Source organism: Curtobacterium sp. C2H10, assembly GCF_025407985.1.
Taxonomy (GTDB): domain Bacteria; phylum Actinomycetota; class Actinomycetes; order Actinomycetales; family Microbacteriaceae; genus Curtobacterium.
Genome location: NZ_JABXGF010000028.1, coordinates 20355 through 47297 on the forward strand (window position 1 = coordinate 20355; position 26943 = coordinate 47297).

Annotated in this window: 25 protein-coding genes; 10 read left to right on the forward strand and 15 right to left on the reverse strand. The window is 71.7% G+C overall.

Going from position 1 to position 26943, the window contains the following annotated elements; translation table 11 throughout:
- Positions 1-647: 647 nt before the first annotated feature.
- On the reverse strand, positions 648-818 hold the full coding sequence (locus tag HWD93_RS11540) for a hypothetical protein (protein WP_175475883.1): 171 nt from the start codon (positions 816-818) through the stop codon (positions 648-650).
- A 455-nt stretch (positions 819-1273) separates the two neighbouring features.
- Between HWD93_RS11540 and HWD93_RS11545 the strand changes: the two genes are divergently transcribed.
- Genes HWD93_RS11545 through HWD93_RS11555 form a run of 3 tightly spaced genes read left to right on the forward strand, consistent with a single transcriptional unit; the run spans position 1274 to position 3125 of the window.
- Positions 1274-1579 (forward strand): hypothetical protein, encoded by a 306-nt coding sequence (locus HWD93_RS11545; RefSeq protein WP_071296209.1) that lies wholly within the window; start codon positions 1274-1276, stop codon positions 1577-1579.
- On the forward strand, positions 1576-2475 hold the full coding sequence (locus HWD93_RS11550) for an NmrA family NAD(P)-binding protein (protein WP_071296210.1): 900 nt from the start codon (positions 1576-1578) through the stop codon (positions 2473-2475). The genes HWD93_RS11545 and HWD93_RS11550 overlap by 4 nt, the downstream gene beginning before the upstream one ends.
- Before the next feature lie 41 nt (positions 2476-2516).
- Positions 2517-3125, forward strand: a complete 609-nt coding sequence (locus tag HWD93_RS11555) for a dihydrofolate reductase family protein (RefSeq protein ID WP_071296211.1) — start codon at positions 2517-2519, stop codon at positions 3123-3125.
- A gap of 59 nt (positions 3126-3184) precedes the next feature.
- Here HWD93_RS11555 and HWD93_RS11560 read toward each other — a convergent pair whose 3' ends face one another.
- The 4 genes from HWD93_RS11560 to HWD93_RS11575 all read right to left on the reverse strand — a co-directional run bounded on the left by HWD93_RS11560 (position 3185) and on the right by HWD93_RS11575 (position 7152).
- Entirely contained in the window at positions 3185-3856 is a 672-nt protein-coding gene (locus HWD93_RS11560; protein ID WP_261646897.1) for a response regulator transcription factor, read from the reverse strand.
- Positions 3853-5259, reverse strand: coding sequence for a sensor histidine kinase (locus HWD93_RS11565; RefSeq protein ID WP_261646898.1), 1407 nt, complete (start codon positions 5257-5259; stop codon positions 3853-3855). Before HWD93_RS11565 ends, HWD93_RS11560 begins: the two co-directional genes overlap by 4 nt.
- Positions 5246-6214, reverse strand: coding sequence for a CPBP family intramembrane glutamic endopeptidase (locus tag HWD93_RS11570; protein ID WP_261646899.1), 969 nt, complete (start codon positions 6212-6214; stop codon positions 5246-5248). Before HWD93_RS11570 ends, HWD93_RS11565 begins: the two co-directional genes overlap by 14 nt.
- 152 nt (positions 6215-6366) lie before the next feature.
- Positions 6367-7152: a glycoside hydrolase family 16 protein gene (locus HWD93_RS11575; protein WP_261646900.1), complete on the reverse strand. Its 786-nt coding sequence runs from the start codon at positions 7150-7152 to the stop codon at positions 6367-6369.
- A 280-nt stretch (positions 7153-7432) separates the two neighbouring features.
- Here HWD93_RS11575 and HWD93_RS11580 point away from each other — a divergent pair, with 280 nt between their 5' ends.
- Positions 7433-8878 carry an amidase gene (locus HWD93_RS11580; RefSeq protein WP_261646901.1) on the forward strand — a complete coding sequence of 482 codons (1446 nt, stop codon included), beginning with the start codon at positions 7433-7435 and terminating at the stop codon, positions 8876-8878.
- A gap of 28 nt (positions 8879-8906) precedes the next feature.
- On the opposite strand, the gene HWD93_RS11585 is transcribed toward HWD93_RS11580, so the two are convergent.
- Genes HWD93_RS11585 through HWD93_RS11595 form a run of 3 tightly spaced genes read right to left on the reverse strand, consistent with a single transcriptional unit; the run spans position 8907 to position 12485 of the window.
- On the reverse strand, positions 8907-10562 hold the full coding sequence (locus HWD93_RS11585; protein ID WP_071296217.1) for an extracellular solute-binding protein: 1656 nt from the start codon (positions 10560-10562) through the stop codon (positions 8907-8909).
- 49 nt (positions 10563-10611) lie between these two features.
- Complete coding sequence (locus HWD93_RS11590) at positions 10612-11505, reverse strand: carbohydrate ABC transporter permease (protein ID WP_071296218.1); 894 nt, start codon at positions 11503-11505, stop codon at positions 10612-10614.
- On the reverse strand, positions 11502-12485 hold the full coding sequence (locus HWD93_RS11595; RefSeq protein WP_229085653.1) for a sugar ABC transporter permease: 984 nt from the start codon (positions 12483-12485) through the stop codon (positions 11502-11504). Before HWD93_RS11595 ends, HWD93_RS11590 begins: the two co-directional genes overlap by 4 nt.
- 132 nt (positions 12486-12617) lie before the next feature.
- Between HWD93_RS11595 and HWD93_RS11600 the strand changes: the two genes are divergently transcribed.
- The 4 genes from HWD93_RS11600 (at position 12618) to HWD93_RS11615 (ending at position 17435) form a co-directional block, all read left to right on the forward strand.
- A complete protein-coding gene (locus tag HWD93_RS11600; RefSeq protein ID WP_261646902.1) occupies positions 12618-13727 on the forward strand; it encodes a substrate-binding domain-containing protein in 1110 nt (369 codons plus the stop codon).
- A 176-nt stretch (positions 13728-13903) separates the two neighbouring features.
- The gene (locus HWD93_RS11605; RefSeq protein WP_261646903.1) at positions 13904-14887 is read left to right on the forward strand and encodes a hydroxyacid dehydrogenase; all 984 of its coding nucleotides are present in this window, start codon (positions 13904-13906) and stop codon (positions 14885-14887) included.
- Positions 14888-14901: 14 nt separating this feature from the next.
- Positions 14902-16770, forward strand: a complete 1869-nt coding sequence (locus tag HWD93_RS11610) for a heparinase II/III-family protein (protein WP_261646904.1) — start codon at positions 14902-14904, stop codon at positions 16768-16770.
- The gene (locus HWD93_RS11615; protein WP_261646905.1) at positions 16767-17435 is read left to right on the forward strand and encodes a ThuA domain-containing protein; all 669 of its coding nucleotides are present in this window, start codon (positions 16767-16769) and stop codon (positions 17433-17435) included. Before HWD93_RS11610 ends, HWD93_RS11615 begins: the two co-directional genes overlap by 4 nt.
- Positions 17436-17487: 52 nt before the next feature.
- Here the strand turns inward: HWD93_RS11615 and HWD93_RS11620 are convergent, their stop codons facing one another.
- The 7 genes from HWD93_RS11620 to HWD93_RS11650 all read right to left on the reverse strand — a co-directional run bounded on the left by HWD93_RS11620 (position 17488) and on the right by HWD93_RS11650 (position 25152).
- A complete protein-coding gene (locus HWD93_RS11620) occupies positions 17488-19023 on the reverse strand; it encodes a DUF4832 domain-containing protein (protein WP_261646906.1) in 1536 nt (511 codons plus the stop codon).
- A 107-nt stretch (positions 19024-19130) separates the two neighbouring features.
- A complete protein-coding gene (locus HWD93_RS11625) occupies positions 19131-19913 on the reverse strand; it encodes an ABC transporter ATP-binding protein (RefSeq protein ID WP_229085664.1) in 783 nt (260 codons plus the stop codon).
- A complete protein-coding gene (locus HWD93_RS11630) occupies positions 19910-20728 on the reverse strand; it encodes an ABC transporter ATP-binding protein (RefSeq protein ID WP_261646907.1) in 819 nt (272 codons plus the stop codon). Before HWD93_RS11630 ends, HWD93_RS11625 begins: the two co-directional genes overlap by 4 nt.
- Entirely contained in the window at positions 20725-21624 is a 900-nt protein-coding gene (locus HWD93_RS11635) for an ABC transporter permease (protein ID WP_071296223.1), read from the reverse strand. Before HWD93_RS11635 ends, HWD93_RS11630 begins: the two co-directional genes overlap by 4 nt.
- A complete protein-coding gene (locus tag HWD93_RS11640) occupies positions 21621-22574 on the reverse strand; it encodes an ABC transporter permease (RefSeq protein ID WP_092386920.1) in 954 nt (317 codons plus the stop codon). Before HWD93_RS11640 ends, HWD93_RS11635 begins: the two co-directional genes overlap by 4 nt.
- A 37-nt stretch (positions 22575-22611) precedes the next feature.
- Positions 22612-24147 carry an ABC transporter substrate-binding protein gene (locus tag HWD93_RS11645; RefSeq protein ID WP_261646908.1) on the reverse strand — a complete coding sequence of 512 codons (1536 nt, stop codon included), beginning with the start codon at positions 24145-24147 and terminating at the stop codon, positions 22612-22614.
- A 57-nt stretch (positions 24148-24204) separates the two neighbouring features.
- Positions 24205-25152 (reverse strand): alpha/beta fold hydrolase, encoded by a 948-nt coding sequence (locus HWD93_RS11650; RefSeq protein ID WP_092386924.1) that lies wholly within the window; start codon positions 25150-25152, stop codon positions 24205-24207.
- Between the two features lie 65 nt (positions 25153-25217).
- Between HWD93_RS11650 and HWD93_RS19510 the strand changes: the two genes are divergently transcribed.
- Together HWD93_RS19510 and HWD93_RS11660 are read left to right on the forward strand one after the other, a co-directional pair.
- Positions 25218-26114, forward strand: coding sequence for a siderophore-interacting protein (locus HWD93_RS19510; protein WP_261646909.1), 897 nt, complete (start codon positions 25218-25220; stop codon positions 26112-26114).
- On the forward strand, positions 26111-26938 hold the full coding sequence (locus HWD93_RS11660) for an ABC transporter ATP-binding protein (protein ID WP_261646910.1): 828 nt from the start codon (positions 26111-26113) through the stop codon (positions 26936-26938). The genes HWD93_RS19510 and HWD93_RS11660 overlap by 4 nt, the downstream gene beginning before the upstream one ends.
- Positions 26939-26943: the final 5 nt, after the last annotated feature.

Genomic DNA, 26943 nt, shown 5'->3' on the forward strand with positions numbered 1-26943 from the left:
CGCTGGCGGCGAGTGGCGACAGCGAAGCGACGAACGGGACGTTCGATAGCCGATCGTTCAACGAGACGTCGGTGCCCCCGTTCCACGGGTCCATGACCGGTCCTCTCTGTCGGACCAGCGCTGCCGATGGCAAAGCGTTAGTTGCTCACAAGCTGTACAACGAGCGAGGTCGCCGCGAGAGCGAGGACGATCCCGAACACGACCCAGGTCCCCGGAGTGATGGGCTTCCGGGCTTTTCCCTCAACTCGATCACGAGCGGCATTGCCCCATCGAGTGGCGCGCACGACGATGAGCGCGAAACAAACCACCACCGCCAGGATCCCGAGAGCAACCGTCATCGGGCGACATTCGCGGTCGTTGCGACGCACGCGCGAGACAGTCGTGTTTGACGCTGAGTCATCGGAGACAATGCAAGCTTCGATCGGGGCACCGTTCCTACGCTACCGAGCAAGGCCGGGAGCAGTCGCGCACATCGCGCCCCGTTAGCCGATCCTCTCCCGCACGCGTGTTCGGTAGGCGGGGCGGGGCGTTCTGGTGATGAGTGTCACGCTGAGTTGCGCTACTCCGACCGGATTCGCATTCGAGGAACGCTGCGGTGTGGAGAAGCGAGAGCCCCAGCACCGATGGGTGTTGGGGCTCTCGTTGTCTCAACGGCGTGCTGACGTCTGCCGCTTGCGTCGAGCGATCAGGGCGTCCCCGGCGATGAGGGCGAGTGCCGAGGCGGCTCCGAGGATGGCGAGCAACCACCAACTGATGTCGGCGAGGAAACCGATCAAGCCGAGGATGATGATCGGGATCGGGATGAACTTCAGCAACATCGGTTGCACCTCAACTGCAGTTGTTCCGGGCGGTCTTCACGAAGGCCGTGCGTCGAAGTGCGTGTGTTCTCGTGTTCACGTTCGATTCCCTCATCGGTACGACGCGGCGCGCCGGTCGGAGCTTGACAGCTGCGCGAGATCCCGCGCATCCACCGAGAGGGGGAGCTGCTCCACCGGTCGGCCAGCCCGCGGTCCGCCTGGGCAGGTGGGCGTCTGACACTCGCCGTGACCAGCCACGGGCCTGCGAGCTCGGCTCGTCAGCCGATCGGCCACCGAGGCGGGCGACCGAGGGCTCGCTCGGGCCAGCCGTACCGCACGAGTCGGCGTCGCATCGCGGACCAGAACCTCCCCGAACCATCCGGTGACCAGTCGAACGCGACGGCGACGAGCGGGCGCGCAGCGACGAGATCCGACCCTTCCGGACGGCGACAGCGACGAGGGAGAACACTGGCCCCATGACGACCAAGATCACCCTCATCATCGACAACCCGGCCGACCCCGCGGCATTCGAGCAGGCGTACCCCGCACTCGAGGAAGCAGCCGGCGCCCTGCCGCAGCTCCGCCGCCTCGAGGCCGGCAAGGTCTGGCCGAAGGAGGACGGCACGCCCACCCCGGCGCACCGGACGCTCGACCTGTACTTCGACTCCTACGACGACGCCTCGGCAGCCGTCGCCGGCGAGGAAGCGGGCACGTTCTTCGGCCAGCTCGGCGCCACCGGAGCGACCTTCACCGGGCTCTTCTCCGACGTCGAGAAGGCGTGACCACCACCGTCCTCGTCGCCGGCGCGACCGGTGACCTCGGCGGACGCATCGTCCGGGCACTCCGCAGGCACGACACCCACGTCCGCGTCCTGACCCGCCCCGGGTCCACGGCGACGGCACCGACCGAGGACGACGACCACGTCGAGGTGGTCCGTGCCGACTACGACGACCACGCAGCGCTGACCTCGGCGCTCGCCGGGGCCGAGGTCGTGGTGTCCGCGGTGAGCGGCACGCGCTCGGTCATCGTCGACGCGCAGCGCGCCCTGCTCCGGGCAGCGGTGGACGCCGGCGTCGAACGGTTCATCCCGTCCGACTACGCCGCCGACTACCGGTCCATCACCCCGGGGACGAACCGGAACTTCGAGCTGCGCCGCGAGTTCGCCGCCGACCTCGACGCCGCACGCATCCGGGCCACGTCGGTGCTGAACGGCGCGTTCACCGACATGCTCACCGGGCAGGCGCCGCTCATCCTGTTCGACCGACAGCGGGTGCTCTACTGGTCCTCGGCCGACCAGGTGCTCGACTTCACCACGAAGGACGACGTCGCCCGCACCACCGCCCTCGTCGCGCTCGACCCGGGTGCACCGCGCTTCGTCGAGGTCGCGGGGGACCGGGTGACCTCGCGGAGCATCGCCGACACGATGTCCCGGCTCACCGGCACCCCCTTCCGACTGCAGTGGGCGGGGACCGCGTCGACGCTCTCGGCGATGGCCCGGGTGGGACGACGCCTGTCGAAGGCCGGCGACGACCAGCCGTTCCCGGCGTGGCAGGGCATGCAGTACTTCGTCAGCATGTTCAGCGGTGAGGCCACGCTGCGCCACGTCGACGACGAGCGGTACGGTGCAGAGGGGTGGACGACGGTGCGGGACGTGCTCGCAGAACACGTCCGAGCCTGAACCCACAACCGAGCCGGAGCCCTCGAACGGAAGCGCACCTGATGACCGACACCACCTGCCACATGTCGATCTCCCTCGACGGCTTCGTCGCCGGGCCCGACCAGCGCCTCGACCAACCCCTCGGACGCCGGGGCGGGGAACTCCACACCTGGCACATGCCCGGCGCCGACGTCGGCGAGGCGGACCGCACGGCAGCGGGCTGGCTCATGCGGCCCCGCGGCGCGTACCTGATGGGTCAGAACATGTTCGGGCCGCCCAGCACCGAGCGGCCCGACCACTGGACGGGCTGGTGGGGCGACGAACCGCCGTACCACGCACCCGTCTTCGTGCTCTCGCACACGGCGCACGACCCGATCGAACTCGACGGCGGCACGACCTTCCACTTCGTCACCGACGGCTTCGACGCCGCCTACGCCCGCGCGATCGAGGCGGCCGGAGACGCCGGGGTCGACATCGCCGGCGGCGCCTCGACGGTCCGCCAGGCGCTCGCCGCCGGGGTCGTCGACGAACTCACGCTCGACGTCGCGCCGGTGCTGCTCGGCTCCGGGGAGCGGATCTTCGAGGACGGCGCCGAGTCGTTCGACTTCGAGCCCGTCGAGGTCCTGCACTCGCCGCTGACGACCCACATCCGGTACCGCCGCCGCGCCTGACCATCGGCGCAGAACACGGCCACGAGCACGAACAGACGTACGAGCACGCGCCGAGACCGTCAGGACCCGTCCGGCACCGTCACGATCCGGTTCTGGTACGCCCACACCACGGCCTGCAGCCGCGACCGCACCCCGAGCTTCGGCAGCATCCGGGCGAGGTGCGACTTCACCGTGGAGACCTCGACGACGAGCGCGGCGGCGATCTCCTCGTTCGACATCCCCTGGGCGAGCAGCAGGAGCACGTCCCGCTCGCGAGCCGTGAGGACCTCGTCCGCCCGGTCGCCCGACACCGGCTGCAGGCTCCGCCGCGCGACGAACTCGCGCAGCACGCGACGGGTGAGCGCCTGGTCGATGGTGCCGTTCCCGGCGGCGACCTGCCGCACGGCCCCGACGATCACGTCGGGCTCGGCGTCCTTCAGGAGGAAGCCCGACGCACCCGCCTCGAGCGCACCGAACACGAGATCGTCGAGGTCGAACGTGGTGAGCACGAGCACCGGGACCGCGGGGTCGGCCCCGGGCGCGCAGAGTTCGCGCGTGACCTCGATGCCGTTCCGCACCGGCATCCGGATGTCGAGGCACGCGACGTCGGGCCGGGTGCTCCGGGCGAGCGCGAGGGCCTCGCCGCCGTCGGCGGCGACCCCGACGACCTCGATGTCGGGCTCTGCGGACAGCAGGGCGGAGACACCGGCGCGGACCAGCGGCTGGTCGTCCGCCACCAGCACGCGGATCACCCGGCCACCTCCGGCGCGTCGGCCGACGTGTCGGCGTCGGGTCGCGCCTCCCGAGCCGTCACCAGCTCGACCGTCCAGCCACCGTCACCGGTGGGTCCGACCTGGAGGCGCGCCCCGACCAGTTCTGCCCGCTCGCGCATGCCGCGCAGTCCGTTCCCACCCGACGGCGAGCTGCCGACGGACGGTGCGGTGGGCACCCCGTTCTCGACGCGGACCGTCAGGTGCTCGGGGTCGCGGTCGTCGACGGTCACCCGGCACGGGGCGCCGGCGGCGTGGAGCGCGACGTTGGCGAGGGCCTCCTGCACCGTGCGGTAGGCGACGAGCTGGGTGAGCGGACCGATGCCGTCCGCCAGCGGGTGGTCGCCCGGCTGCACGGAGAGCTCGACCGCGCTGCGCGTGCGGGCGGCCTCGACGAGGTCGACGATGCCGGCGACGGTCTCGACCACGGTCTCGGCGGGGGTGTCGTCGCGGAGGAGTCCGACGAGACGGCGGAGGTCCTCGAGGACGGCCGTGCTCTGCTCGCGCACCTGCCGGACACCTTCGTGCGCGCCGTCCGGGTCGGTGTCGATCTGGCGGTCGACGACGGCCGACATCAGGGCGATCCCGGACAGGTGGTGGGCTGCGATGTCGTGCAGCTCGCGGGCCATCGCGGCACGTTCGCGGGAGACGGCCGCCTCGACGCGGGCGTCCTGCTCCCGGGCGAGGGCGGCTGCCTCGGCGGTCCGGGCGTCGGCTGCCGCGGTGCGGGCGTCGGCTGCTGCGGTGCGGGCGTCCGACTCGGCCCGGCGTGCGGCACGGAGCTCGCGGCGGGACCGGACGATGAGCGTCACGACGAGGGGGAGTCCGACTGCACCGACGGCCTGCAGCACGCCCTGCCCGGCCGACGCGCCGAGCCCGGACACGACGCCGCTCCGCATCGCGCCGGAGCCGTGGGCCCACGTGGTCCCCGTGCCGACCGCCACGAGGACCGCCGATCCCGCGACGGCCGGCCAGAGGCGGGGGAGCGGGACCCGGAGCGTGGCGAGCACGACGGCCACGACGACGGGCAGCGCGGTGAGGCCGAACGCGGCGCTCGTCGACACGAGGGCCAGGAGGATCGGCAGCGCACCGACGGCGAGGAGCACGGAGCGGGGTGCCCGGCGGGCGCCGAGCAGCAGTGCCGACTGGGCGACCAGGGTGATCGCGAGGAGGGTCCACGCGGTCCCGCCGACATCGGGGAACCCGGGACCGGCGCCCATCGTGTCCGTGGTGTCCGGGTCCATGGCATCGAGTGGCGGCAGGCCGAGAAGGAGTCCGAGCGTGACCACGGCGGCGCCGGCGGCGACGAGCAGGTCGGTCCAGCGGCGTCGTCGGGTGGGCACGCCGCGTGTGTCGCGTCGGTCGGGCGCGTCAGCGGGTGCCATCGTTCGATCCTACGAGTCGGGGCGTGCCGACGGTGCGGCCGCTGCCGCCGCGTCCGCCGCCGGTGTAGCCGAGCCGCCCCCGTGTCACCACGAGCAGGACGAGGGCCGCGACGGTCGACACGATCGCGAGGCCGTGCATCATCGTGCCGGCGGTCATCCCCGGGTACATGTCGGCCCACAGGGTCGAGATGGTGTTGTTGACGCCGACGTGCAGGAGGAGGGCGACCGGCAGGCTCTCGCCGGTGCGGTTGAACACCCACGTCATCACGACGTTGAAGGTGATGGTGAACACGGCGAACACGACCGGCTCCGTCCAGTGCGCGTCCGGCCACCCGCCCCAGTCGCTGAGGTAGAGCGGCATGTGCCAGAGCGCCCACAGCGGGCCGAGGACGGCGGCTGCGCCCAGCGGGCCGAACCGCTCCTGCAGTCGCGGCAGGGCGAAGTCGCGCCAGCCGGGCTCCTCGGACAGCCCGGTGGAGAAGAGCTGCACCACGAGGCCGGGAACGAGGGCGAGCAGCGCGAGCGCACTCGGCGCCTGCACCTGGCCGCCGGCGAAGGGCAGCCCGGTGGCGACGATGATCGCGGGCACGCCGACGAGGGCGAGGGCGTACCAGTACCAGGCGACCCGCCAGCGCCAGAGCCGACCGACCCAGCGGCGGAGTCCGGGGCGGCCGTCGGCGATCGCCGTCACGAGGAAGGCACCGCCGAGGGGGCCGAGCAACGCTCCCGGCAGGACGCCGGTGAACTGCGCCGTGCCGAGGAACTCGGGGAAGTGGAGGTCCCAGACGCCGAGGCCGTGCGGCGACAGGATGTAGGGGATCCACGCCAGCCAGCTGAGGCCGAGGGCGAGGGTGGCGAAGGAGGCGAGCGGGTGCCGCGTGATGACCCCGCGGACCCCTGTCCGTCGGGGGGTGCCGGTGCCGGCGGTGTGCCGGTCTTCGGTGGTGATCGTCATGGCATCGACGCTACGAACGGGGCGTCCGACGGACGACCGGCGAAGGGACGCACTCCGCGGGGTTCCTCCGAAGGATGCAAGGACGTGGACGCGAGGACCACGGACTGGAGGCGCGGTGCCAGCTGGCACCGCGCCTCCAGTCCTTCACTCGGTCAGTCCCAGATCGAGACCCAGTCGATGTCGACGTGTCCACTCGCGGACGTCGGCACGGAGCCGCCGATGGCGGTCTCCGCCTGCAGCGTGACCCGCATCGGGTCCGTCGGGACCGCCTTGCGGGTGACCGACACGAGCGAGTTGTTCCAGTAGAACCGGACCACGCCGTGGTCCCACTCGGTGGTCGCCACGTGGTAGCCGCTGCTCTGGGCCGACTTGGTCGGCTTCTGCACGCTGCCGTCGAACGACATCATCCCGTTCCGCATCGATCCCGGGATCGCCGACGCGGGTCGAGCCGTGCTGCCGAGGTCACCCTCGGGCCAGTCGATCTCGCCCTTGTTCCAGTCGTCGTCCGTCGGCCACAGCATCCCGACGAACTTGTATCCCGGGGTGTCCGTCGTCTTGTAGCGGATGGACACCCGACCCGTGGTGTGTGCGCGGTAGTTGTCCGGCAGCACCGTGGCGACGAGTGGCTGCCCGTTCTCCGAGTGCACCCAGAAGTCGAGCTTGCCGTCCTTGACGCTCAGCACCTTGTCCGGTGCGTAGAGCCCGCGACCACTCGTGTCGCGGTAGCCGTCGTAGGCCCCGAGGCCCGGGTACTTGCTGAGGACGCTGCCGCGCGGTGCAGCGGTGGAGAAGTCCTCGGCGTACGTCTGCTTCCACGTCCGACCGTTCGACACCACCGTGCCCGTGGGCATCTTGGTCAGCGAGGTGGTCGCCGCTTCGGACGCGCTCGGTTGCTGCGCGAGTCCGATGACGACGGCACCGGCCGCGACGAGTGCCATCCCTGCGGCGACTCGCCTCCTGGTGCTGGTCCTGGTCGTGTGGTTCGTTTCCCTGTTGTCCATGTCCTTCTTCCGGGTGTCCCTGATCACCGTCTGCTCGCGTCCTCCTGCGGGTCGTGAGCGACGCGGAACCGTACCCCGTGCTCACTGCCCGCGCGCCGAGGAGTCCCCAGGGAAATCGGATGAGCAATGCTCTGGGACAGCCGCGGATCCGCCCCCCGAACGGGGGACGCGTCACTGAGTGGATGTTCAGGATTCTGGTCGCACCTAGGCTGAGGCGGTGTTCGAACTCCACCACCTCGCCGCGCAGGAACTCTGGGACTGGATCCGACGCGGTGAGGCGACCGCGCTCGAGGTGACCGACCACTACCTGGCGAGGATCGCCCGGCTCGATCCCGGTCTCGGCGCCTTCGTGACGGTGACCGCGGACGCCGCACGCGACCGAGCCGAGCACCTCGGCCACCGGGTGCCGACGTCGAGGCCGCTGTGGGGCCTCCCGTCCGCCGACAAGGACCTGTACGACCGCGCCGGCGTCGCCACGCGGAACGGGACCACGAGTCTGCCCGACCGCCCCGCGGCAGCCGACCACCCGCTCGTCGCGGCGCTCGACGCCGCCGGTGCGGTGAGCCTCGGGAAGACGGCGTCGCCCGAGTTCGGGATGTCCTCGTCGTCGGAGACCCGGTTCGGCGTGACCCGGAACCCGTACGACACGAGCCGCGCGCCCGGGGGATCGTCGAGCGGTGCGGCGGTCGCGGTCGCGGCCGGACTCCTCCCGGCCGCGGTGGGGTCGGACGGTGGGGGCTCCGTGCGGATCCCGGCGGCGGCGACCGGGTTGGTGGGGCTGAAGCCGAGCCGTGGTCGTGTGCCGTCGATGCCCGGGCGCTCGGGCGTCGGCGGGCTGTCTGTCGCGGGGCCGATCACGCGGAACGTCGCGGACGCGGGCATGCTGCTCGACGCGCTCGTGTCGCCGACCGGGCTCCCGGAGCCGCACCCGTACGCGCTGGTCACGCCCGACGTCGGCGAGGGGCCGTTCACCGCCGCGGCCGTCCGCGGTGAGGGGCGCTTCGTCGTCGGGCTGCTCGAGGGCTCCCCGTGGGACGACACCGTCGACGTGGTGGTCGACCCCGCGGCGCGCGCCGCCGTCGAGACCGCCGTCCGGGTGCTCGGCGAGGTCGGACACGGCGTCGAGGACGTCCGGATGCCCCGGGCGCCGTACGCCGACGCGTTCCGGGTGGCGTGGGAGTCGAGCGCCGCCCGGCTGCCGATGGTCCCCGGGATCGACCTGTCCGGGTTGACGCCGCTGGTGTCGTGGCTCGTCGACCGCGGCCGCACGCTGACCGGCACGCAGGTGCTCGACGCGATGACGGCGCTCGACACCTTCTCGGCGGCGCTCATCGGTGCGTTCGACCGGTTCGACGCCGTCCTCACGCCGACCCTCGCGCTCACGCCGCGGCCGCTCGGCTGGTACGGGTCCGACCCGGAGGAGGACTTCCGCCGCCAGTGCGCCTACTCGCCGTGGACGTCGATGGCGAACGTGGCCGGGCTGCCGGCGATCACGCTGCCCGTCGGTGTGACGGACGAGGAGCACCCGGACGGCGCGGGACTGCCGATGGGCGTGCAGCTCATCGGGCGTCCCGGTGGCGAACGGGTGCTCCTGGCGATCGGCGCGCAGCTCGAGCGACGGCTCCGCTGGCAGCGGCGGCACCCGGCGGCCTGGACCGCCTGACCGGGCGCTCGGTTTCGGAGCCCAGGGCTCAGCCCTGCTTCTCCATCGCCTCGCTGTACTCCTTGCGCATCTTGTCGCCTGCGGCAGCGGTCCACGTCTTCACCCCGGCCTTGACGGCGGCGAGGTTCGTCCGACCGAGCACGTAGTCGTTGCAGACGCTGTTGAACGCCTGGTTCGCCGACTGCGTGGACGTGGCTGAGGGGGAGTAGAAGCCGTCGACCGGGTTCTTCACGAGCATGTCCTGCGTGGCGACCTGCCACGCGTGCGACTGGCGGAGCTGCTCGTCGATCCGGACCGCGGTGTTGAGCACCTGCGGACCCGCCGCGAGCCGGTACAGCGAGCTGGCGTTGATCATCTGCTCGCCGGTCTTCGTGAGCACCGCATCCGGTCCGCTGCCGGTGTGGTGCACGTTCTTCTTGCCGTGGGTGAGCGTGAAGGCCTCGCGCGAGCCGAACGGTGCCGACAGGTAGTCGAGCAGCCGGAGCTGGGAGCGGATCCTCGCCGGGGTGGTCTTCTTCAGTGCGGCGAACGAGAAGCTCGACGTGCCCTGGTAGTTCGCGCCCTTCCCGCCGTCGGCTCCGAACGGCACGATGCCGCCGGTCACGATCCCCTTCGGCATGGTGACGTCGAGCAGCGCCGAGATGCCGTCGAGGTGCATGAGCACGGTGCCGTTGTTGATGTACGTCTTCGCCTTGGCGCTCTCGAGGCTCGGGGTGTCCGGGTGGTAGATCCCGAGGTTCCAGAGCTTCTTGATGTACGAGAGCATCTCGAGCCAGGCACCGGTCTCGTTCTTGTGCGTGAGCGTCCCGCCCGAGGACTGCTTCCACTGGTTCGGGACGCCGAAGGTCGCGCCGATGAAGTCGTACGACCAGTCGACGCCGCTCGACCCGCCGCCGCCGGCGATCGCGTACCGGCCGGCCTTGGTGTCCGTGACCGCCCTGCAGAGCTCGGTGAACTCGTCCTTGTCCTTCGGCGCGGGGGCTGCGCCGGTGAGCTGTTCGATGAGGTCGGGGCGGCAGACCATGACCGAGCCGAACGGCGGGCGGTGCTCCGGGACGCCGTAGATCTTCCCGTTGATGCGGGCACTCCGCCACGAGGCGGTGGGGATGTTCGCGAGGTTCGGGTAGTCCTTCACAGCGTCGCCGGACAGGTACTCCGACAGGTCCGAGAACTTCGCGTCGAGCAGCTGCGGGAACCGTGGTGGCATCGCGAAGGTCAGGAACTCGACGATGTCCGGGATGTCGTTGCCCGCCGTCATCGTGGCGAACTTCGTGTCGAACGAGTCGCCGGGGACGAACGTCAGGTCGTACTCGGTGTTCGTCAGACCACCGATGTAGTCGAGGAACGAGTTGTCGGCGGGCGGCGGCGCCGTGTACGTGACGACGAACCCGGACGTCTTCGACCCGTCGGCGACCTTCCCGCTCACCGAGGTGAAGAGTTCGCTGTCCTGGGGGTACGAGTAGTACACGGGCTGCACGACGTCGTTGCCGGGCAGGTCCGGCTTCGGACCCTTCGTGATCGGCACGTACGTCGGCAGCGCGGCGACCGTGTCGGAGATGGTCGCGGCGGTGCCGCCGGAGGAGCAGCCGGCGAGGCCGCCCGCCGCGCTGAACGCGACGAGGCCGAAGGCGGCGCCGGAGAGGAGGGTCCGTCGGCTGAGGCCGGCGGTGGTCGTGTCGGTCATGGCTTCTCCCTTGAAGCGTTCGGGTGGAGGGTGGTTCGGCGGGGCCGCGTCAGCCCTTGACGGCGCCGGTCAGGACGCCCTTGGTGAGGTGGCGCTGGACGAGCGGGTAGGCGGCGAGGATCGGGATGATCGCGATCATCACCACCGCCATCTGGATCGACTCCGCCGGCGGCTGCATGGTCGCGTCCGACCCGGCGCCGGACACCAGGCTCGATCCCTGCAGCACGTACGTCCGGAGCACCAGCTGGAGCGTCCACTTCGTCGAGTCCGACAGGTAGAGCAGGGCGTTGAAGAACGCGTTCCAGTACCCGACCGCGTAGAACAGCCCGACGACGGCGATCACCGCGCGCGACAGCGGCAGCACCATCTGCCAGAGGATGCGGAACTCGCCGGCGCCGTCGATCTTCGCGCTGTCGATGAGCTCCTGCGGGATGCTCATCATGAAGCCGCGGACGACGACCATGTTGAACACGCTGAACGCGCTCGGCAGGATCAGCGCCCAGTAGTTGTCGAGGAGCCCGAGCTGCTTGACCATCAGGTAGAGCGGGATCATCCCCGGCGCGAACAGGAACGTGATGAGGACGAACGTCAGCAGCGGCCGCTGGAAGAGCGATCCCTGCCGGCTGAGCGCCCAGGCGGCGAGGACGGTCGACGCGAGGCTGATCGCCGTGCCGACGATCGTCACCAGGAGCGTGACCACCACGGCGCGGGTGACGACCCCGCCGGACAGGATCTGCACGTAGGCGGAGAGGTCGAAGGACCGCGGCCAGACGACGTAGCCGCCGGCGGCCGTGACGTCGGCCTGGCTCGACACGCTCGTCGAGAAGACGATGAGGAACGGGAACAGCACCACCGCGAGGATCAGGACGATCGCGACGGCCTTCAGCGCGAGGACGACGGGCTTGGGCTTCCCGGCCCAGACCGGACGGACGATGGTGCTCATGATCGCGAATACACTCCCTGCTCACCGAGCATGTGGGCGGCCTTGTTCGCCGCCATGATGAGGACGAACCCGACGAGGCCCTTGATCAGGCCGACGGCGATGCCCGTGGACCAGTTGCCGTCGACGACGCCGTGGTAGTAGACGTAGGTGTCGAGCACTTCGGCGGCATCGGCCCCCACGGCGTTCCGTTGCAGGATGATCTGCTCGAAGCCGACGGACAGCGCCTCGCCGAGCCGCAGGATGAGCAGCAACACGATGATCGGCCGGATGCCGGGCAGCGTCACGTGCCAGAACCGGCTCCACGCACCCGAGCCGTCGATCGCGGCGGCCTCGTACAGGTTGTCATCGATCGCCGCGAGGGCCGCGAGGAAGATGATCGTCCCCCAGCCGGCGTCCTTCCAGATCACCTGGCTCGTCAGCAGCAGCTTGAACGTCGACGGGTCGCTCATCACGCTGATCGTGCCGGCGTCGAGTTGCCGGAGCGCGTGGTTCACGACACCGCCCGAGCCGAGCGACTGCTGGAAGAACCCGACGACGATGACCCAGGACAGGAAGTGCGGCAGGTAGAGGACCGACTGCACGGTCGCCCGCAGCCACGGCCACACCAGCGAGTGGATGAGCAGCGCGAGGGCGATCGGCACCGGGAAGAACAGCACCAGCTGGATGAACGTGATCTCCAGCGTGTTGAGCGTCGCGCGCCAGAAGTCCGGGTCCGCGAAGAGCACCTGGAAGTTCGACAACCCGACCCACGGGCTCTGGGCGATCGGGATGTACGGCTGGTAGTCCATGAACGCGATCACGTTCCCGAGCATCGGGACGTACACGAACAGCAGGAGCAGGACCACCGCCGGCGCGACCATGATCAGCAGCGGGTAGTCCCGTCGCAACCTCGCGGTGAACGGGACCTTGCGGGCCACCGGGACGCCGTCGGACCGTGGGGTCCGCGTCTCGGTGGCCGGGTCGACCATCGTCGCGCTCATGTGGCTCCTTTGCTCACGTGGCTGGGGTCCGCGGCCGGACCTCCGGTGGCGGTTTCGTCATCCTGGGACGTCCGTATGATGACGGTCAAGCGGGCGTATTCACCCGCACACGAAACGAACATGGGAGCGACGATGCACCCGACCAGACGGCAGGAACGGATCCTGGCCGAACTCCGTGTCCACGGCAGCCTGTCCGCCTCGGACTTCGCAGCGCGCGAAGGGATCTCGGCGATGACGGTGCGCCGCGACCTGTCCGAACTCGCCGACCGCGGACTCGTGCGACGTGTGCACGGCGGCGCGGTGTCGGTCGAGACACTGCCCACCGCCGGCGCACCGCACCGTCCGGCACCGCGACCCGAGCCGACCACGCGGACCGCGACCGAACCCGGCGCGCTGTTCACCCTCGGACTCGTCGTCCCCGACCCGGGCTACTACTTCCCGAAGATCGTCGCGGGCGTCGCCGAGCGCACCGAGGCCCTCGGCGGACGGGTCGTCCTCGGGGTGTCCCGCTACGACCCGGACCGCGAACGACAGCAGGTCGAACGGCTCATCGCCGCCGGGGTCGACGGACTCCTCGTGACGACCACCGTCGCGGACGCCGTCGACACCCTCGAGCTCCTCGACCGGGCACCGATGCCCGTGGTCGTCGTCGAGCGCTCCCTCACCGAGGCACCCGTCGGCACGCAGCTCGAGTCCGTCCGGAGCGACCACGAGGCCGGGGCCGGGATCGCCCTCCGCCACCTCGCCTCGCTCGGGCACTGGAAGATCGGCATGGCCGTGTTCGAGACCCCGACGACCCCGCAGCTCCGTACCGGCTACGAGCGCAGCGTCCGCCAGCTCGGCCTCGGCACCGACGCACCCGTCGAGGTGATCGACGAGACGCACGCGGTCGGCGAGGCCACACGGGCGTTCGTCCGACGCTGCATCGACACGGGCACCACCGCGGTGTTCGTGCACTCGGACCACTACGCCGTGGAGTTCGTCGAGACCGTCACCGAGATGGGCCTGACGATCCCGGGCGACCTCTCCGTGGTGGCCTACGACGACGAGGTCGCCGCGCTCGCCGGGGTCCCGCTCACCGCGGTGGCGCCACCGAAGAACGACGTCGGCCGGTTCGCGGCGACGATGTGCTTCGAGCGGATCTCGGCCACGGCGCAGACCGGGTTCGCCCGACGGCACATGACCCTGACGCCGACGCTGAGCGTGCGCGGGTCCTCGGTCGCGCCGGTGTTCGCTTCGTGATCGTTTGCGCGGCCGTTCTTGACATCGAACACCGCGCGGCGCTGGCATGGTGATCGCCGACCGCCTACGAGGAGCCGCCGACGATGACGTCACACCCCCGCACGCACCGCGCCGTACCGCGGGTGCCCGAACCCGTGCCCCCGCCCGGAACAGGCCGCGTACCCGTTGCGTTCGTGATGCCGGAGACGACCTTCGCGCGGGTGTTCGACCACGGGGACCTCGCCGCACTCCACGCCTCCGAGGCGGTCCGGCTCGTCGCCGACCGCCCGCTCGACCCGGACGACCCGCGTGACGCCGTGCTCCTCACCGAGGTCGAGGTCCTCGTGACCGGTTGGGGGAGTCCGGAGCTCGACGCGGGCCGCCTCGACCGGATGCCGCGGCTGCGCGCCGTGGCGCACTCCGCCGGGTCGGTGAAACCCGTGGTGGACGACGACGTCTGGTCCCGGGGCATCGCGGTGACCTCGAGCGCCGCTGCGAACGCCGTGCCGGTCGCCGAGTTCACGGTCGCGATGATCGTCCTCGCCGCCAAGCGCGCGTTCGCGACCGCCGCCGCCCTCGGGTCCGCCACCGGGCCCGTCGACGTCGAGGGGTCCTGGCCGGTCGTCGGTATGCACGGCATCACCGTCGGCGTGGTCGGTGCCTCCCGCGTCGGCCGTGCGGTGATCGAGCGGCTCCGGGCACACGACGTCCGAGTGCTCGTCAGCGACCCGTACCTCGACGACGACGAGGCCACGCTGCTCGGTGTCACCGTGGTCGACCTCGACACGCTCGCCGTCACGAGCGACATCGTCACGCTGCACGCGCCGCTGCTGCCGTCCACCCGGGGCATGATCGACCGGCACGTCATCGGCCTGCTCCGGCCGGGGACCACCGTCGTGAACACCGCCCGTGGCGCGATCCTCGACCAGGAAGCCCTCGCCGACCGACTCGACCGCGGTGACCTCGCCGCCGTGCTCGACGTCACCGAACCCGAGCTCCTGCCGCCGGACGCGCGCCTCCGCTCGACGCCGAACACCTTCATCACGCCCCACATCGCGGGCTCACTCGGCAACGAGCTCCGCCGGCTCGCCGAGAACGCGGTGCGCGAGACCATCGCCTTCGCCGCGACCGGCGCCTTCGCCGACCCCATCGTCCCCGACGGCTTCGCCGTCCAGGCCTGACCGCTGGAACCCCCATGACCGTCACCGTCGACGCACAGACCCTCACCGACCGCTTCACCGCGACCGCCCGCCGGGCGCTCCGACCGAGGACGTGGCGACCCGCGCCTCCCGTCACCGACCGCGCCGCGTGGGCCGACGTGGCGACGGCGGACCAGGAGGCGCTGCTCGCGGTGGCGAGGGATCGTCGCGACGCCGCCGCGGTCGCCTTCCCGACCCTCTCGCTCTGGGCGCGCTACAGCCGGGACGGCGACCGGCAGCCGTACGAGCGCGCGCAGCGGAACCTGCTCGAGTCGGCCGCTTCGGCCGCGCTCGCGCTCGCGGTGACCGACGAGGACGAGTGGGCGACGGTCCTCGCCGACCAGGTCTGGCGGATCTGCGAACTGCGCGCGTGGTGCCTGCCGTCGCACTACGCGCTGCCGGAGAGCGGTGAGCGGCCGTTCCTGCCGGTGCCGGGCCGGGACGTGCTCGACCTGTCGGACGCGTACGTCGGCGGCATGCTGGCGGCGATCGACGCGATCGCCGGTGAGCGGCTCGAACGCGACGCGCCGGGCATCCGCGCCCACGTGCACCACGAGGTCCGCCGCCGCGTCCTGGACCCGTGGGAACGCGAGGAGTACTTCTGGCACGGGGTCGACGGGCCGCCCAACAACTGGGCGCCGTGGATCGTGTCGAACGTGCTCGTCTGTGCTGCCGTGGTGGAGCCCGACGCCGGGCGACTCGGGGCGACGATCGACCGCGCGCTCGTCATCCTCGACCGGTTCCGGGCCGGGTACGACGCCGACGGCAGCTGCGACGAGGGCGCGACCTACTGGTGGTGGGCCGGTGCGACGCTGTTCGAGGCCCTCGACCTCGTCGAGCAGCTCACCCACGGGGCCTTCGACGGCTTCGTCGTGGAGCCGGTGGCCGCCACGGCACGGTTCCCGATGGGCATGCAGATCGACGCCCACCGCCAGGTCAACCACTCCGACGGGTCGCCGGTGCTGCCCGAGAACGCGAACTGGCACCTGTTGGCCCGGTTCGGTGCACGCGTCGGGGACGACGAGGTCGTGCAGCACGCCCGGTGGATGGGGCGCCGGCACGCGTTGCGGTTCGACGGGCAGCTCGCAGCGCTCTTCCGCCGCACCCTCGCCGAGCTCCGGGCACCGGGGTGGCAAGACGCCGGACCCGCAGCGCCGGGCATGCCCACGTCGCTGTACCTGCCCGGCACCGAGGTGGCCGTTGCCCGCTCCGACGCCTTCTTCCTGTCGGCGAAGGGCGGCCACAACGCCGTCAGCCACAACCACAACGACGCGGGGTCCGTCATCGTCTCGCTCGACGGCGAACCCGTCGTCGTGGACGCCGGTGTCGGGGTGTACCGCCGTGAGACGTTCATGCCCGAGCACCGGTACGGCATCTGGACCATGCGGTCGAGCTGGCACAGCGTGCCGTGGCCGAACGGGGTCGAGCAGCACGAGGGGGAGTCGTTCCGGGCCACGGGCACCGAGTTCGCCGACGACGGCGACCGAGCGACGCTGTCCACGGACCTGACCGCGGCGTACCCCGCGTCGTCCGGGCTGGTGCGAGCGGTGCGGATCGCCTCGCTCGACCGGGCCGCCGAGGTCGTCGAGCTGCAGGACGAGTGGGCGTTCGCGGAACCGGGTGTCATGACGCTCGTGCTGTTGACGCTCCACGAACCGGTGGTGACTCCCGGCGGTCTGGACGTCGGGCCGGCACACGTGGCGGTCGACGGCGCGCGCTTCGAGGTGCGCACGGAGCGACGCGAGCTCGACGACGAGAAGCTGCGGGCGGCCTGGGGCGCGGCGCTGCACCGGGTCCTGCTCGTCGAACGCGAGCCCGCCCGCGCGGGGTCGCACACCGTCCGCATCACCCGGGCCACCGCGTGAGTGCGGTGCTGCTCGGCGGGGTCGGACGGTGGACGGACCCCTGGCACCCCTTCGACGAGACGACCGCGGCGCTGACGGCGATCGCGGCCCAGGTGGGGATCGGGCTGTCGTCGTCGTCGGACGTCGACCGGACGCTCGAGTCCTTCGGGGTCGGCCCGCTGCCGTCGCTCGTGGTCGTGGACCTCGGCCTGCCGCGGGACGGCCTGCCGGTGCCGTTGCCCGCAGCGGAACCGGGGTTCCGTCGGCTGCTCGCGAGCCGCGTGCCGATGCTCGTCGTGCACGTGTCGTCGACGTCCTTCGCCGGAGACGACGACTGGGAACGGGCCCTCGGCGGCGTGTGGGTGCGCGGCACGACGATGCACCCGCCGTCCGGACCGTGCACCGTGCACGTGGTCGACGACCAGCACCCGGTCACGGCGGGCATCGGCGACTTCCCGCTCGACGACGAGCGGTACTCCCACCAGCGGGTCTCGGCGGCGGTCCGGGTCCTGGTCGACCACGAGCACGACGGTGTCCGACACCCGCTGGTCTGGGTGCACGAGCGTCCGGGCGGCGGCGTCACGGTCTACGACGGCCTCGGTCACGCCGGGGCGTCGTTCGCCTCGCCGGATCACCGCCGGCTGGTCGCACAGGCGCTGGGATTCCTGACCGAGTCCGGCTCGTGACCGTTCCGGTTCGCGATCGCGGGGGATCGCGAACCGGAACGGTCACGACGGCTCAGGAGACCGTGACGTCCCCGACGACGAGCCAGCCGTTCGTCGTCGTCCCCTGCGCCGCGAGCGCGATCGCCGGGGTGTCCGACCGGGTCGTGTCCACGATCGCGACGCCCCAGCGGTAGGAGCCGCGGGCGACGCCGGCGACCGACGGCGTGTACGAGTACGCGGTGGGCGTGCCCCGCAGCCAGTCCGAGGGCTCGGACGCCGCGTCCACGACGACCCGGACGGGCGTTCCGTCCGCCCCGAGCAGCGCGAGCGCGGCCTTGTACTTGTGCTTCCAGACCGGGAGGTTCGTCGGCAGGAAGCCCCACCCGAGGTTCGTCCACTCGTGGGTGATCGCAGCGGTACCGCCGGCACGGAGCGCGTCCGGGGCGACGACCTTCGACGGGTAGAGCCGGTACCCGCCCTCGGCGTCGAAGCGCTGCGTGAGCGGGGCGGTCTCGGCGGCGAACCACGAGAGTGTCTCGCCGTTCCGGAAGTCCATCATGTTGACGTGGGCCTCGACGGAGTCGTCGAACTCGCCCTGCCGCACGTCGGCGACCGTCTCGTAGCCGCGGGGGTCCTGCGTGACGTCGTGCTGGGCGGTGACCCACCCGCCCTCCATGATGACCGGGCGCCGGTACCGCCACTTCGCTGCCATCGACCTCTCCCAGTCGGAGTAGTAGGTGGTCATCCCGAAGGCGTCGTGGCGGAGGACGTACCCCTTCTCGTACGCGCCGTCGAGCATCCGTTCGCTCTCGGGGTCCGGCGCACCCCAGTCCTTCCCGCCGCCGATCATCCGGTGGTAGTTCAGCGCCAGCGGCACCGTGGTGAAGTGCCGCTGGTACAGGTCGATGATCCAGTCGAACACGGGCTCGCGGTTCGCGGCGTCCCGGTAGAGCATCGAGTGTCCCTCGCCCCACTTGCCGAGGCCGTACCCGTCGATGAAGTCCGTCGTCTCCGGGTCGTCGTACTGCGCGGCGAAGGCGGCGACGAACGCCGCGTACTTCGCCTGGAACACCGGGTCGTCCGGGTAGGGCGACCAGACCGTCTTGCTGCCGGTCTGCGTCTCGTACCCGGAGGCACCCGCGGCCCGCACCCAGTCGGGCGTGAAGTTCGACGCCTTGTCGCGGCTGTCGACCACCACGCGGAACGCCAGCCGGAGTCCCCGACGGCGGGCCTCGGCGAGGATGCCCGCGAAGGCAGCGTTCGTGTCCCATCCGTAGACGCCCTCTGACGGTTCGAGGATCGTCCACGACACCCGCATGTACAGCACCGAGGCGTGGTCGGACACGGTGATCGTGGTGCCGTCGGGCAGCGGGACGTCGTCGTACTGCGTCCAGTAGTCCGCCGCCGGGATGGACGAGCCGTACAGCGCCCATCCGTTGAGCGGGTTCTTCAGCAGCGTGGTCGTGTCGGCCGCGAACTCCTTCGTGACCGAGGCGGCGAGGTGTGGTCGGCCGTGCCCTGGTCCGAGGACCCCGCTCGCGGCCGATGCGGTGGCGACGATGCCGAGACCGAGTGCCGTCCGTCTGGTGATGTCGTTCGACGTGCTCATGCGTTCTCCCCTTCGAGAAGCGATCGATGCACGTCGATGCTCCCGAGGGTCCCGCACAGTGGGCAAGGAATCCCGCCCAGTCGAACAGGAGTCGCACATCGCCGGCGCTACGGCAGCGTCGGCGCAGCCTCCACCAGGGTCCGGGTCACCGGGTGCTCCGGCGCATCGAGCAGGGACACCGGCCCGTGCTCGACGATCCGCCCCGCGGACATCACCGCCACCGTGTCGCACAGCCGCTGGACCACGCCGATGTCGTGCGACACCAGCACCAGCGTCAGCCCGAGGTCGTCCGCGAGCGACCGGAACAGCTCGATCACGCGGGCCCGGACCACCACGTCGAGGGCGCTCATCGGCTCGTCCCCGAACAGGATCCGCGGCGAGTGCACGACGGCCCGGGCGATCGCGATGCGCTGCCGCTGGCCGCCGGAGAACTCGTGCGGGTACCGGTCGACGACGTCGGCGGGGAGGTCGACGCGCGCGAGGACGTCCCGGACGAGCGCGTCGTGCGAACCGTCGATCCGGAGCGCCCGCAGCGGTTCCGCGACGATCGCGCCCACGCGCATCCGCGGGTCGAGCGACGCGTACGGGTCCTGGAAGACCACCCCGGTCTCGCGACGGAACCAGCGCATCGCGGCCGCGGACCCGGACGCCACCACCGGACGACCGGAGGCGGTCACGGTGCCTGCGGAAGGCGCCTCCAGGCCGGCGAGCAGCCGCACCAGCGTCGACTTGCCCGATCCGGACTCGCCGACGATCCCCAGGCGTGCGCCGGGCGCGACCGTCAGGTCGACGCCGTCCACCGCGGTCCGGACGGGCCCGGGTTCGAACGGGCCGCGGCGGGGGAGTCGGTAGGTGCGGTGCAGGTCGCGGGCGTGCAGGACGTCGGTCATGCGGATCCTCCGGTCCGAGGGGCACGACGGGCGGTGGCGCGGGCGGCGTCGACGAGGGCGGCCGTCGCGGGGTGCTGCGGTGCCGCGAGGAGTCCTGCGACCGACCCGTGTTCGACGACGCTGCCGGCGTCGAGCACGACGGCCGTGTCCGCGATCCGGGCGAGCACCGCGAGGTCGTGCGTGACGAAGACCATGCCCGCGGTGAGGCCCTCGAACAGCTCGAGGATCCGCGCCTCGGTCGTGACGTCGAGCGCCGTGGTGGGTTCGTCGGCCACGAGGTAGGACGGCTGACCGGCCATCGCCATCGCGATGCAGATCCGCTGCCGCTGCCCACCCGAGAGCTGGTGCGGGTACTGCCGCAGCAGGGACTCGGGATCCGGCAGGCCCACGCTGACGGCGAGGTCGAGCGCGGCGGCCGCTGCTGCACGGCGGTCGAGCCCGCGGTGCAGTCGCAGCGGTTCGGCGATCTGCGCGCCGACCCGGCGGAGCGGGTCGAGCGCGGTGCCGGGTTCCTGGAAGACCATCCCGATGCCGGCGCCGCGGTGGCGGGCCCGCTCGCGGTCGGGTAGGCCGACGAGCTCGGTGCCGTCCAACCGGACGCTGCCGGTGACGGTCGCGCCGGTCGGCTCGAGTCCCATCAGGGCGAGCGAGGTCATCGACTTGCCGGACCCGGACGCGCCGATCACGCCGACGCGGCGGCCAGGAGGCACGGTGAACGCCACGTCGTCGAGGATCGTCCGACGGTCGATGCGGACCGTCAACCCCCGCACCTCGAGCCCGGAGGCTGCGGTGCCCGGAGTGGTCGCGTCGCTCATGCGGTCACCCCCGTGCTCGTCGTGGCCGGGTCGTCCGGCGTGCGGGGCGCGGGTCCGCCACCGGCCGCGCGGTCGTTCGTCGTCAGGCGCGGGTCCGTCGCGTCGCGGACGGCGTCGCCGAGCAGCGACAGTGCCGCGACGACCAGGGCGATGGCCGCACCGGGCCAGGTGGCGCTCCACGGGTGCACGCCGATGTACGTCTGCAGGTCGGCGAGCATGCTGCCCCACGAGGCCGTGTTCGAGCCGGCGCCGTACCCGAGGTACGAGAGCCCGGCCTCGGCGAGGACCGCGGTCGCCATCGCGAGCGAGAGCTGCACGGTGAACAGCGGCGCCGCGTTCGGCACGAGGTGGCGGAACAGCACCCCGGCACCGCCCACGCCCGACGCCCGCGCGGCGGTGACGTAGTCGCTGCGGGCGATGCGGCGGATCTCCCCGCGGGCCACCCGGGCGATCGTGACGCCGAAGGACAGGCCGACGCTGACGATCACGACGCCGAGCGACCCGCCGGCGATCGCGGTGAGCAGCATCGCGGTGAGGAGGGTCGGGAACGCCACGAGGATGTCGAGCAGGACGGCCGTGCCCTCGCGGACCCAGCGCGCGGTGAGCGAGCCGATCGCGGTGAGGACCATGCCGACGACGCTCGCGATGACGCCGGAGCCCACCGCGACGAGCACGGTCGTGCGGGTGCCGGCGAGCAGGTAGCTCGCGATGTCCCGGCCGGAGGCGTCGGTGCCGAACCAGTGCGCGGGGCTCGGTGGCTCCCACTGGTGGAAGGGGTCGGCGCGGAAGGGGTCCTGCGGCGTCCACACGAGCGACACCACGGCGAGGACGACGAGCAGGCCGAGGACGACCACGGCGAAGACCCCGGTCGGCCGGGCGAGGAGGCGGCGGATCACTCGGACACCTCGCGCTGTCGGGGGTCCAGCGTGCGGTGCACGACGTCGACCGCGAAGCCCACGAGCAGCACGAGTCCGGTGAGCACGAGCAGCTCGGACTGCACCTTCGTGATGTCACGGCGCCCCACGTCGGTGACGAGCATGCGTCCGACGCCGGGGAGCGAGAAGAGCTGTTCCACGACGACGGCCCCGACCAGGAGCCCGGCGATCTGCACGCCCAGCACGGCCAGCACGGTCAGCGCCACCGACGGGAGCCCGTGCTTGACGAGCGCCTGCGTCCGGGTGAGGCCGATCGCCGCCGCCGTGCGGACGTGGTCGGCGTCGAGCACCCCGAGTGTCGCCGACCTGGTGAAGCGCAGGATCACCGCACCCTCGACGGCGCCGATCGTCAGCGCGGGCAGCACGAGCGCGGCGAACGCCCGACCGGGTTCGTCCCAACCGTCGAGCGGGAAGCCCTGCGTCGGCAGCCAGTGCAGCGTGACGGCGAACAGCGCCACGAGGAGCATGCCGGCCCAGACGATCGGGATCGCCGCGACCGCCTGCGCCGCGAAGGCGATGACGGCCCCGCCCGGGCGACGCCGCAGCACCGCCGCGAGCACGCCGAGCGGCACCCCGATGACGAGCGCGGCGACGAGCGACATGGCCGCGAGCGGCAGCGTGACGCTGAGCTTCTGGGCGATCTCGGGTGCGACCCGTCCGTCGGTGACGAGTGACCGCCCGAGGTCGCCGCGGAACAGCCCGCCGATCCAGTCGAGGTACTGCACGACGACCGGTCGGTCGAGCCCGAGCTGCTGGCGCAGTTCGGCCACCTGCGCCGGCGACGCCTGGGTGCCCGCGACGATCTGCGCCACGTCGCCGGGCAGCACCCGGAGCGTCGCGAAGATGATCACGCTGGCCACGAGCAGGCCGACGACGAGCAGGAGCACCCGCCCGATGAGGAACCGGGTCACGACACCGATGCTACGGGAGCCGTGGTCCGTGCCCGCCTCACTTGACGGCGAGCTTCGACAGGTCGAGGCGCGAGTTCGTGCCGTCGTACGGGAAGCCCGTGACGCCCTTCCGTACCGCCGCGATCGACGTCGCCGTGTAGAGCCACTCGCCGGCGGCGTCCTCGCTGACGATCCGCGCCGCCTTCTGCAGGTCGTCGACCTTGGCGGCTTCGTCCGTCGCGGCGACCGAGTCGGCGTAGAGCGACTGCACCTCGGCGTTGTCGTAGCCGAAGTAGTACTCCGGGTTCGCCCAGTTGCCGAAGTCGCGCGCCTCGACGTGGTTCACCATCGACAGGTCGAAGTCGCGCGTGCCGCTCTTCGGCGCCTCGAACACCTGCGACAGCCAGGTGGCGAAGTCGACGCGCTTGACCGTCAGGGTGATGCCGACGTCGGCGAGTTGCGACTTCAGCACGTCGCCGATCGTCGCCGAGTAGATGTTCGCGTACGTCAGCGTGAGGTTGAGCTTCGGGTGGCCGGCCTCGGCGAGGAGCTTCTTCGCGTTCGCGGGGTCGTACGCGTCGATGTCGGTGAGGTCCTGGTAGCCCGGGTCGAGCTCGGGGATCGGCCCCCCCTGCTCGACGCCGGTGCCGCCGATCGCCTTGATGATCGCCTTCGCGTCGATCGCCTGCCGGATCGCCTGGCGCACCCGCTTGTCGGTGAAGGGCGCCTTCTGGTCGTTGAACGCGAGCGTGTACTTGTCGGTCGTCTTGCCGGTGTGCAGCGAGATGTCCGAGCTGTTCTGCAGCTGGCTCTTGAGCGTGCCGTCGACGGCGGTCTGCACGTCGAGGTCGCCGTTCGCCATCGCGTTCACCGCGGTGGACGGCTGCGTGATGTAGCGGAAGACGACCTTGGCGACCTTCGCCTTCGTGCCCCAGTAGTCGGCGTTCCGCTCGAAGGTGAGGGAGTCGCCCTGCTTCCAGCTCGACACCTCGTACGGGCCGGTGCCGTTGGCGGTGTCCGACAGGTCGTTCTTCGCCGCCTTCTCGAGCACGAGGCCGGCGCGCCCCGTGAGGTTCCAGAGCAGGTCGGAGTCGGGCTTCGCCAGCTTGAGCTCCACCACACCGGAGGACGGCGAGGTGATCGACGTCACGTTGGCGAGCTGCGCGGAGTCGACGTACGAATCGTTCGACTTGACCTGCTGCAGCGACCAGACGACGTCGGCCGCGGTGACGTCCTTGCCGTCCTGGAACGTGGTGCCGTCGCGCAGCGTGAACGTGTACGTCAGACCGTCGTCCGACACCGCGTGCTTCGACGCCAGCACGTCGCGGACGTCACCGTCCGCGGTGCGGCCGACGAGCCCCTGGTAGACGTTGTCGATGAGCACCTGGTCGAGTGCTGCACCGGACTGCGTGCGGATGTCGAGGCTCGTCGGTTCGAGGACGAGACCGACGCGGACGGTGGCGTCGGTGCCGCCGTCCTCGTTCGAGGATCCGGAGCAGCCGGTCAGCACGAGGGCCGAGGCGACGGCCACCGCGGTGGCGGCGAGGGCCGCGCGGCCGAGGCGGGAGGTGCTGCGGGCGGGGAGCGGACTCATGGGTGGTGGGTTCCTTCCGGCGCGGTGGCGACGGTCGTCGCGCGCGCTTGCACGAGGTTAGCGGCGGCCGGGGTGCTCCGGCGACGGTTCTTCGATCCGGTGCAACAAACCGTTACGTTCCGCCCATGCCCGGATCGCCGTGGCCAGTTCGAGGGGGGCCTGGTTCTGCACGGCGTGCCGGGCCTCGACCGTGACGATCTCGGCGTCGGGCAGGCGCTCGGCGAACTGCGCGTGCAGCTTCGGTGACACGTAGCCGCGGTCGCCGCGGACGAGCAGGATCGGGACGTCGAGGGCCTCGAGGTCCGGCCACGCGTCCGCGAACCGCCCCACCGACGAGGTGCGCCCGGCGGGGAGGTGCGGGAAGTGGTGGCGCCGCACGAGCCGCCCGTCGGCCCCGAGCCGTGTGGTGTGCCGGGCCTCGCGCAGGAGCACCGCGCGGTCGTCGCCGACGCGGGCCTCCACGGCGCGGTCGACGACCTGTTCGAGCGACGTGAACGGCTCCTCGGCCTCGAGCGCGCGGGCGATCCGGTCGACGGCTCGCTGGGCGAAGTCCGGTGACATGTCGACGAGCACGAGTCCGGTGACGCGTTCCGGCGCGGTCGCTGCGAGCCGGGCGGCGAGGATCGCGCCGAGGGAGTGCCCCACGACGATCCCCGGCCGGACCCCGAGCGCGTCGAGGGCAGCGAGCACGCTCGGTGCCGTCGCGCCGGCCCCGTAGTCCGCGTCGTCGCGCCACCCGGATCGGCCGTGGCCGGGCAGGTCCACGGCGACCGCCGGCTCGCCGACGGCGAGCGCGGTCTGGTCGAAGCTGTGGGCGTCGATGCCGAGCCCGTGCAGGTAGGTGATCCGCGCCTCCTGGCCGTCCGCCGTGTCCCAGCGGATCGCGGCGATCTCCTGTCCGTCGGTGGTGCGGACCACCTGCCTGGAGGCGCGCATCGGCGCCGTCACGCCGCTCGCGTGGGCGAGGTCGGCCAGGTCTGCGAATTCGTCGTCGGCATCGGGCACGGGGACGATCCTCGCACCGTGCGGACCCTTGGGTCTCTTAGGTAAGGCATGCCATACTTGCCGTCGTGGCAGCCCGGTACCGTGTCTTCTCCGTCCGCGTGGCAGCCGTCACGTCCCTCACCCCGCACTTCGTCCGGGTGACCCTGACGGGCGACGACCTCGCCGAGTTCTCGTCCGTCGGCCTCGACCAGCGCATCAAGATCGTGCTGCCGATCCCCGGGCACGGCTTCACGGACCTGCCCGACGGCGAGGACTGGTACGGCGCCTGGCGTGCCCTGCCCGACGCGGTCCGGAACCCGCTCCGCACTTACACGGTCCGCTCCTTCCGACCGGACGCCCGTGAGCTCGACATTGACTTCGTCGCGCACGGCGACACCGGACCCGCCTCGCGCTGGGTGTCGGAGTGCCGGGTCGGCGACGAACTGCGCATCGTCGGGCCGGCGGTGCCGTCGTCGCCCGCGGAGCTCCCGACCGGTGCGGCCGAGTTCGACCCCGGCGCCGCGAACCGGATCCTGCTCGCCGGCGACGAGACCGCCGCCCCCGCCATCTGCGCCATCCTCGAGGCACTCGACGTCGCCACGGTCGGCCACGTCTTCATCGAGGTCCCGACCGACGCCGACCGGCTGCCCGTGTCCGCGCCCGCCGGGGTCGAGGTCCGCTGGATCGCGCGGAACGGCGCCTCGCACGGCGTCCGGATGACCGACCAGGTGCACGCCTGGGCGTCGACCGTCGCGGCGGGGCCGGCGTGCGGCGACGCGGGGGAGCTCGCGGACATCGACGTCGACGAGCAGGTGCTCTGGGACATCCCGGCCGGCGACGAGCCGCGGCCCGTCTACGCCTGGATCGCTGGCGAGGCCGGCTGCGTCAAGGAACTCCGCCGGCACCTCGTGCGCGGTGTCGGGCTCGACCGGAAGCAGGTCGCGTTCATGGGGTACTGGCGGCACGGCAAGGCCGAGAATTGACCGGATCCGTCGGCGGTGCCGGGGCTGCGTCGACTGTGCCGGCGACCGCGCTCGGGGCCCGGGGGCTGACGCTCGCGTACGACGACCGGGTCGTGGTGTCCGCGCTCGACGTCGACATCCCGGACGGTGAACTCACCGTCATCGTCGGGCCGAACGCGTGCGGCAAGTCGACGCTGCTGAAGTCGTTCGCGCGGACGCTCAAGCCGACCGCCGGCACCGTGTACCTCGACGGGTCGCCGATCTCGTCCCTCCGCCCGAAGGCCGTCGCGCGCCGTGTCGGGATGCTCCCGCAGACCCCGATCGCGCCGGACGGCATCACCGTGCGCGACCTGGTGTCCCGGGGGCGGTTCCCGCACCAGGACCTGCTGCACCCCTCGTCGGGGTCGGACCGGCGGGCCGTGCAGGCCGCGCTCGAGCAGACGTCGACCGTGTCGCTCGCCGACCGCAGCGTGGACGAGCTGTCCGGCGGGCAGCGACAGCGGGTGTGGATCGCGATGGTGCTCGCGCAGGAGACCGACATCGTCCTGCTCGACGAGCCCACCACGTTCCTGGACATCGCGCACCAGTACGACGTGCTCGAGCTGGCCTCGGCGTTGCACGCGGCCGGTCGCACGGTCGTCGCGGTGCTGCACGACCTCAACCAGGCGGCGCGGTACGCCACGCACGTGATCGCGATGCGTGACGGGTCGATCGTGGCGTCGGGGCCGCCGGCGTCGGTGGTGACGGCCGACCTCGTCGAGGACGTGTTCGGGCTGCCGTGCGTCGTCGTCGCCGACCCCGAGGCGGGCACGCCCCTCGTGGTGCCGCGGCGCCCCGCGGCCTGACGGGC

What these genes read in the sequence shown, in the direction of transcription:
- HWD93_RS11545 (WP_071296209.1), top strand. Translation starts at nt 1,274, where the DNA reads ATGACGACCAAGATCACCCTCATCATCGACAACCCGGCCGACCCCGCG.
- HWD93_RS11600 (WP_261646902.1), top strand. Translation starts at nt 12,618, where the DNA reads ATGCACCCGACCAGACGGCAGGAACGGATCCTGGCCGAACTCCGTGTC.
- HWD93_RS11555 (WP_071296211.1), top strand. Translation starts at nt 2,517, where the DNA reads ATGACCGACACCACCTGCCACATGTCGATCTCCCTCGACGGCTTCGTC.
- HWD93_RS11625 (WP_229085664.1), bottom strand. Translation starts at nt 19,913, where the DNA reads ATGACCGACGTCCTGCACGCCCGCGACCTGCACCGCACCTACCGACTC.
- HWD93_RS11595 (WP_229085653.1), bottom strand. Translation starts at nt 12,485, where the DNA reads ATGAGCGCGACGATGGTCGACCCGGCCACCGAGACGCGGACCCCACGG.
- HWD93_RS11540 (WP_175475883.1), bottom strand. Translation starts at nt 818, where the DNA reads ATGTTGCTGAAGTTCATCCCGATCCCGATCATCATCCTCGGCTTGATC.
- HWD93_RS11645 (WP_261646908.1), bottom strand. Translation starts at nt 24,147, where the DNA reads ATGAGTCCGCTCCCCGCCCGCAGCACCTCCCGCCTCGGCCGCGCGGCC.
- HWD93_RS11585 (WP_071296217.1), bottom strand. Translation starts at nt 10,562, where the DNA reads ATGACCGACACGACCACCGCCGGCCTCAGCCGACGGACCCTCCTCTCC.
- HWD93_RS11590 (WP_071296218.1), bottom strand. Translation starts at nt 11,505, where the DNA reads ATGAGCACCATCGTCCGTCCGGTCTGGGCCGGGAAGCCCAAGCCCGTC.
- HWD93_RS11570 (WP_261646899.1), bottom strand. Translation starts at nt 6,214, where the DNA reads ATGACGATCACCACCGAAGACCGGCACACCGCCGGCACCGGCACCCCC.
- HWD93_RS11610 (WP_261646904.1), top strand. Translation starts at nt 14,902, where the DNA reads ATGACCGTCACCGTCGACGCACAGACCCTCACCGACCGCTTCACCGCG.
- HWD93_RS11605 (WP_261646903.1), top strand. Translation starts at nt 13,904, where the DNA reads ATGCCGGAGACGACCTTCGCGCGGGTGTTCGACCACGGGGACCTCGCC.
- HWD93_RS11575 (WP_261646900.1), bottom strand. Translation starts at nt 7,152, where the DNA reads ATGGCACTCGTCGCGGCCGGTGCCGTCGTCATCGGACTCGCGCAGCAA.
- HWD93_RS11620 (WP_261646906.1), bottom strand. Translation starts at nt 19,023, where the DNA reads ATGAGCACGTCGAACGACATCACCAGACGGACGGCACTCGGTCTCGGC.
- HWD93_RS11630 (WP_261646907.1), bottom strand. Translation starts at nt 20,728, where the DNA reads ATGAGCGACGCGACCACTCCGGGCACCGCAGCCTCCGGGCTCGAGGTG.
- HWD93_RS11565 (WP_261646898.1), bottom strand. Translation starts at nt 5,259, where the DNA reads ATGGCACCCGCTGACGCGCCCGACCGACGCGACACACGCGGCGTGCCC.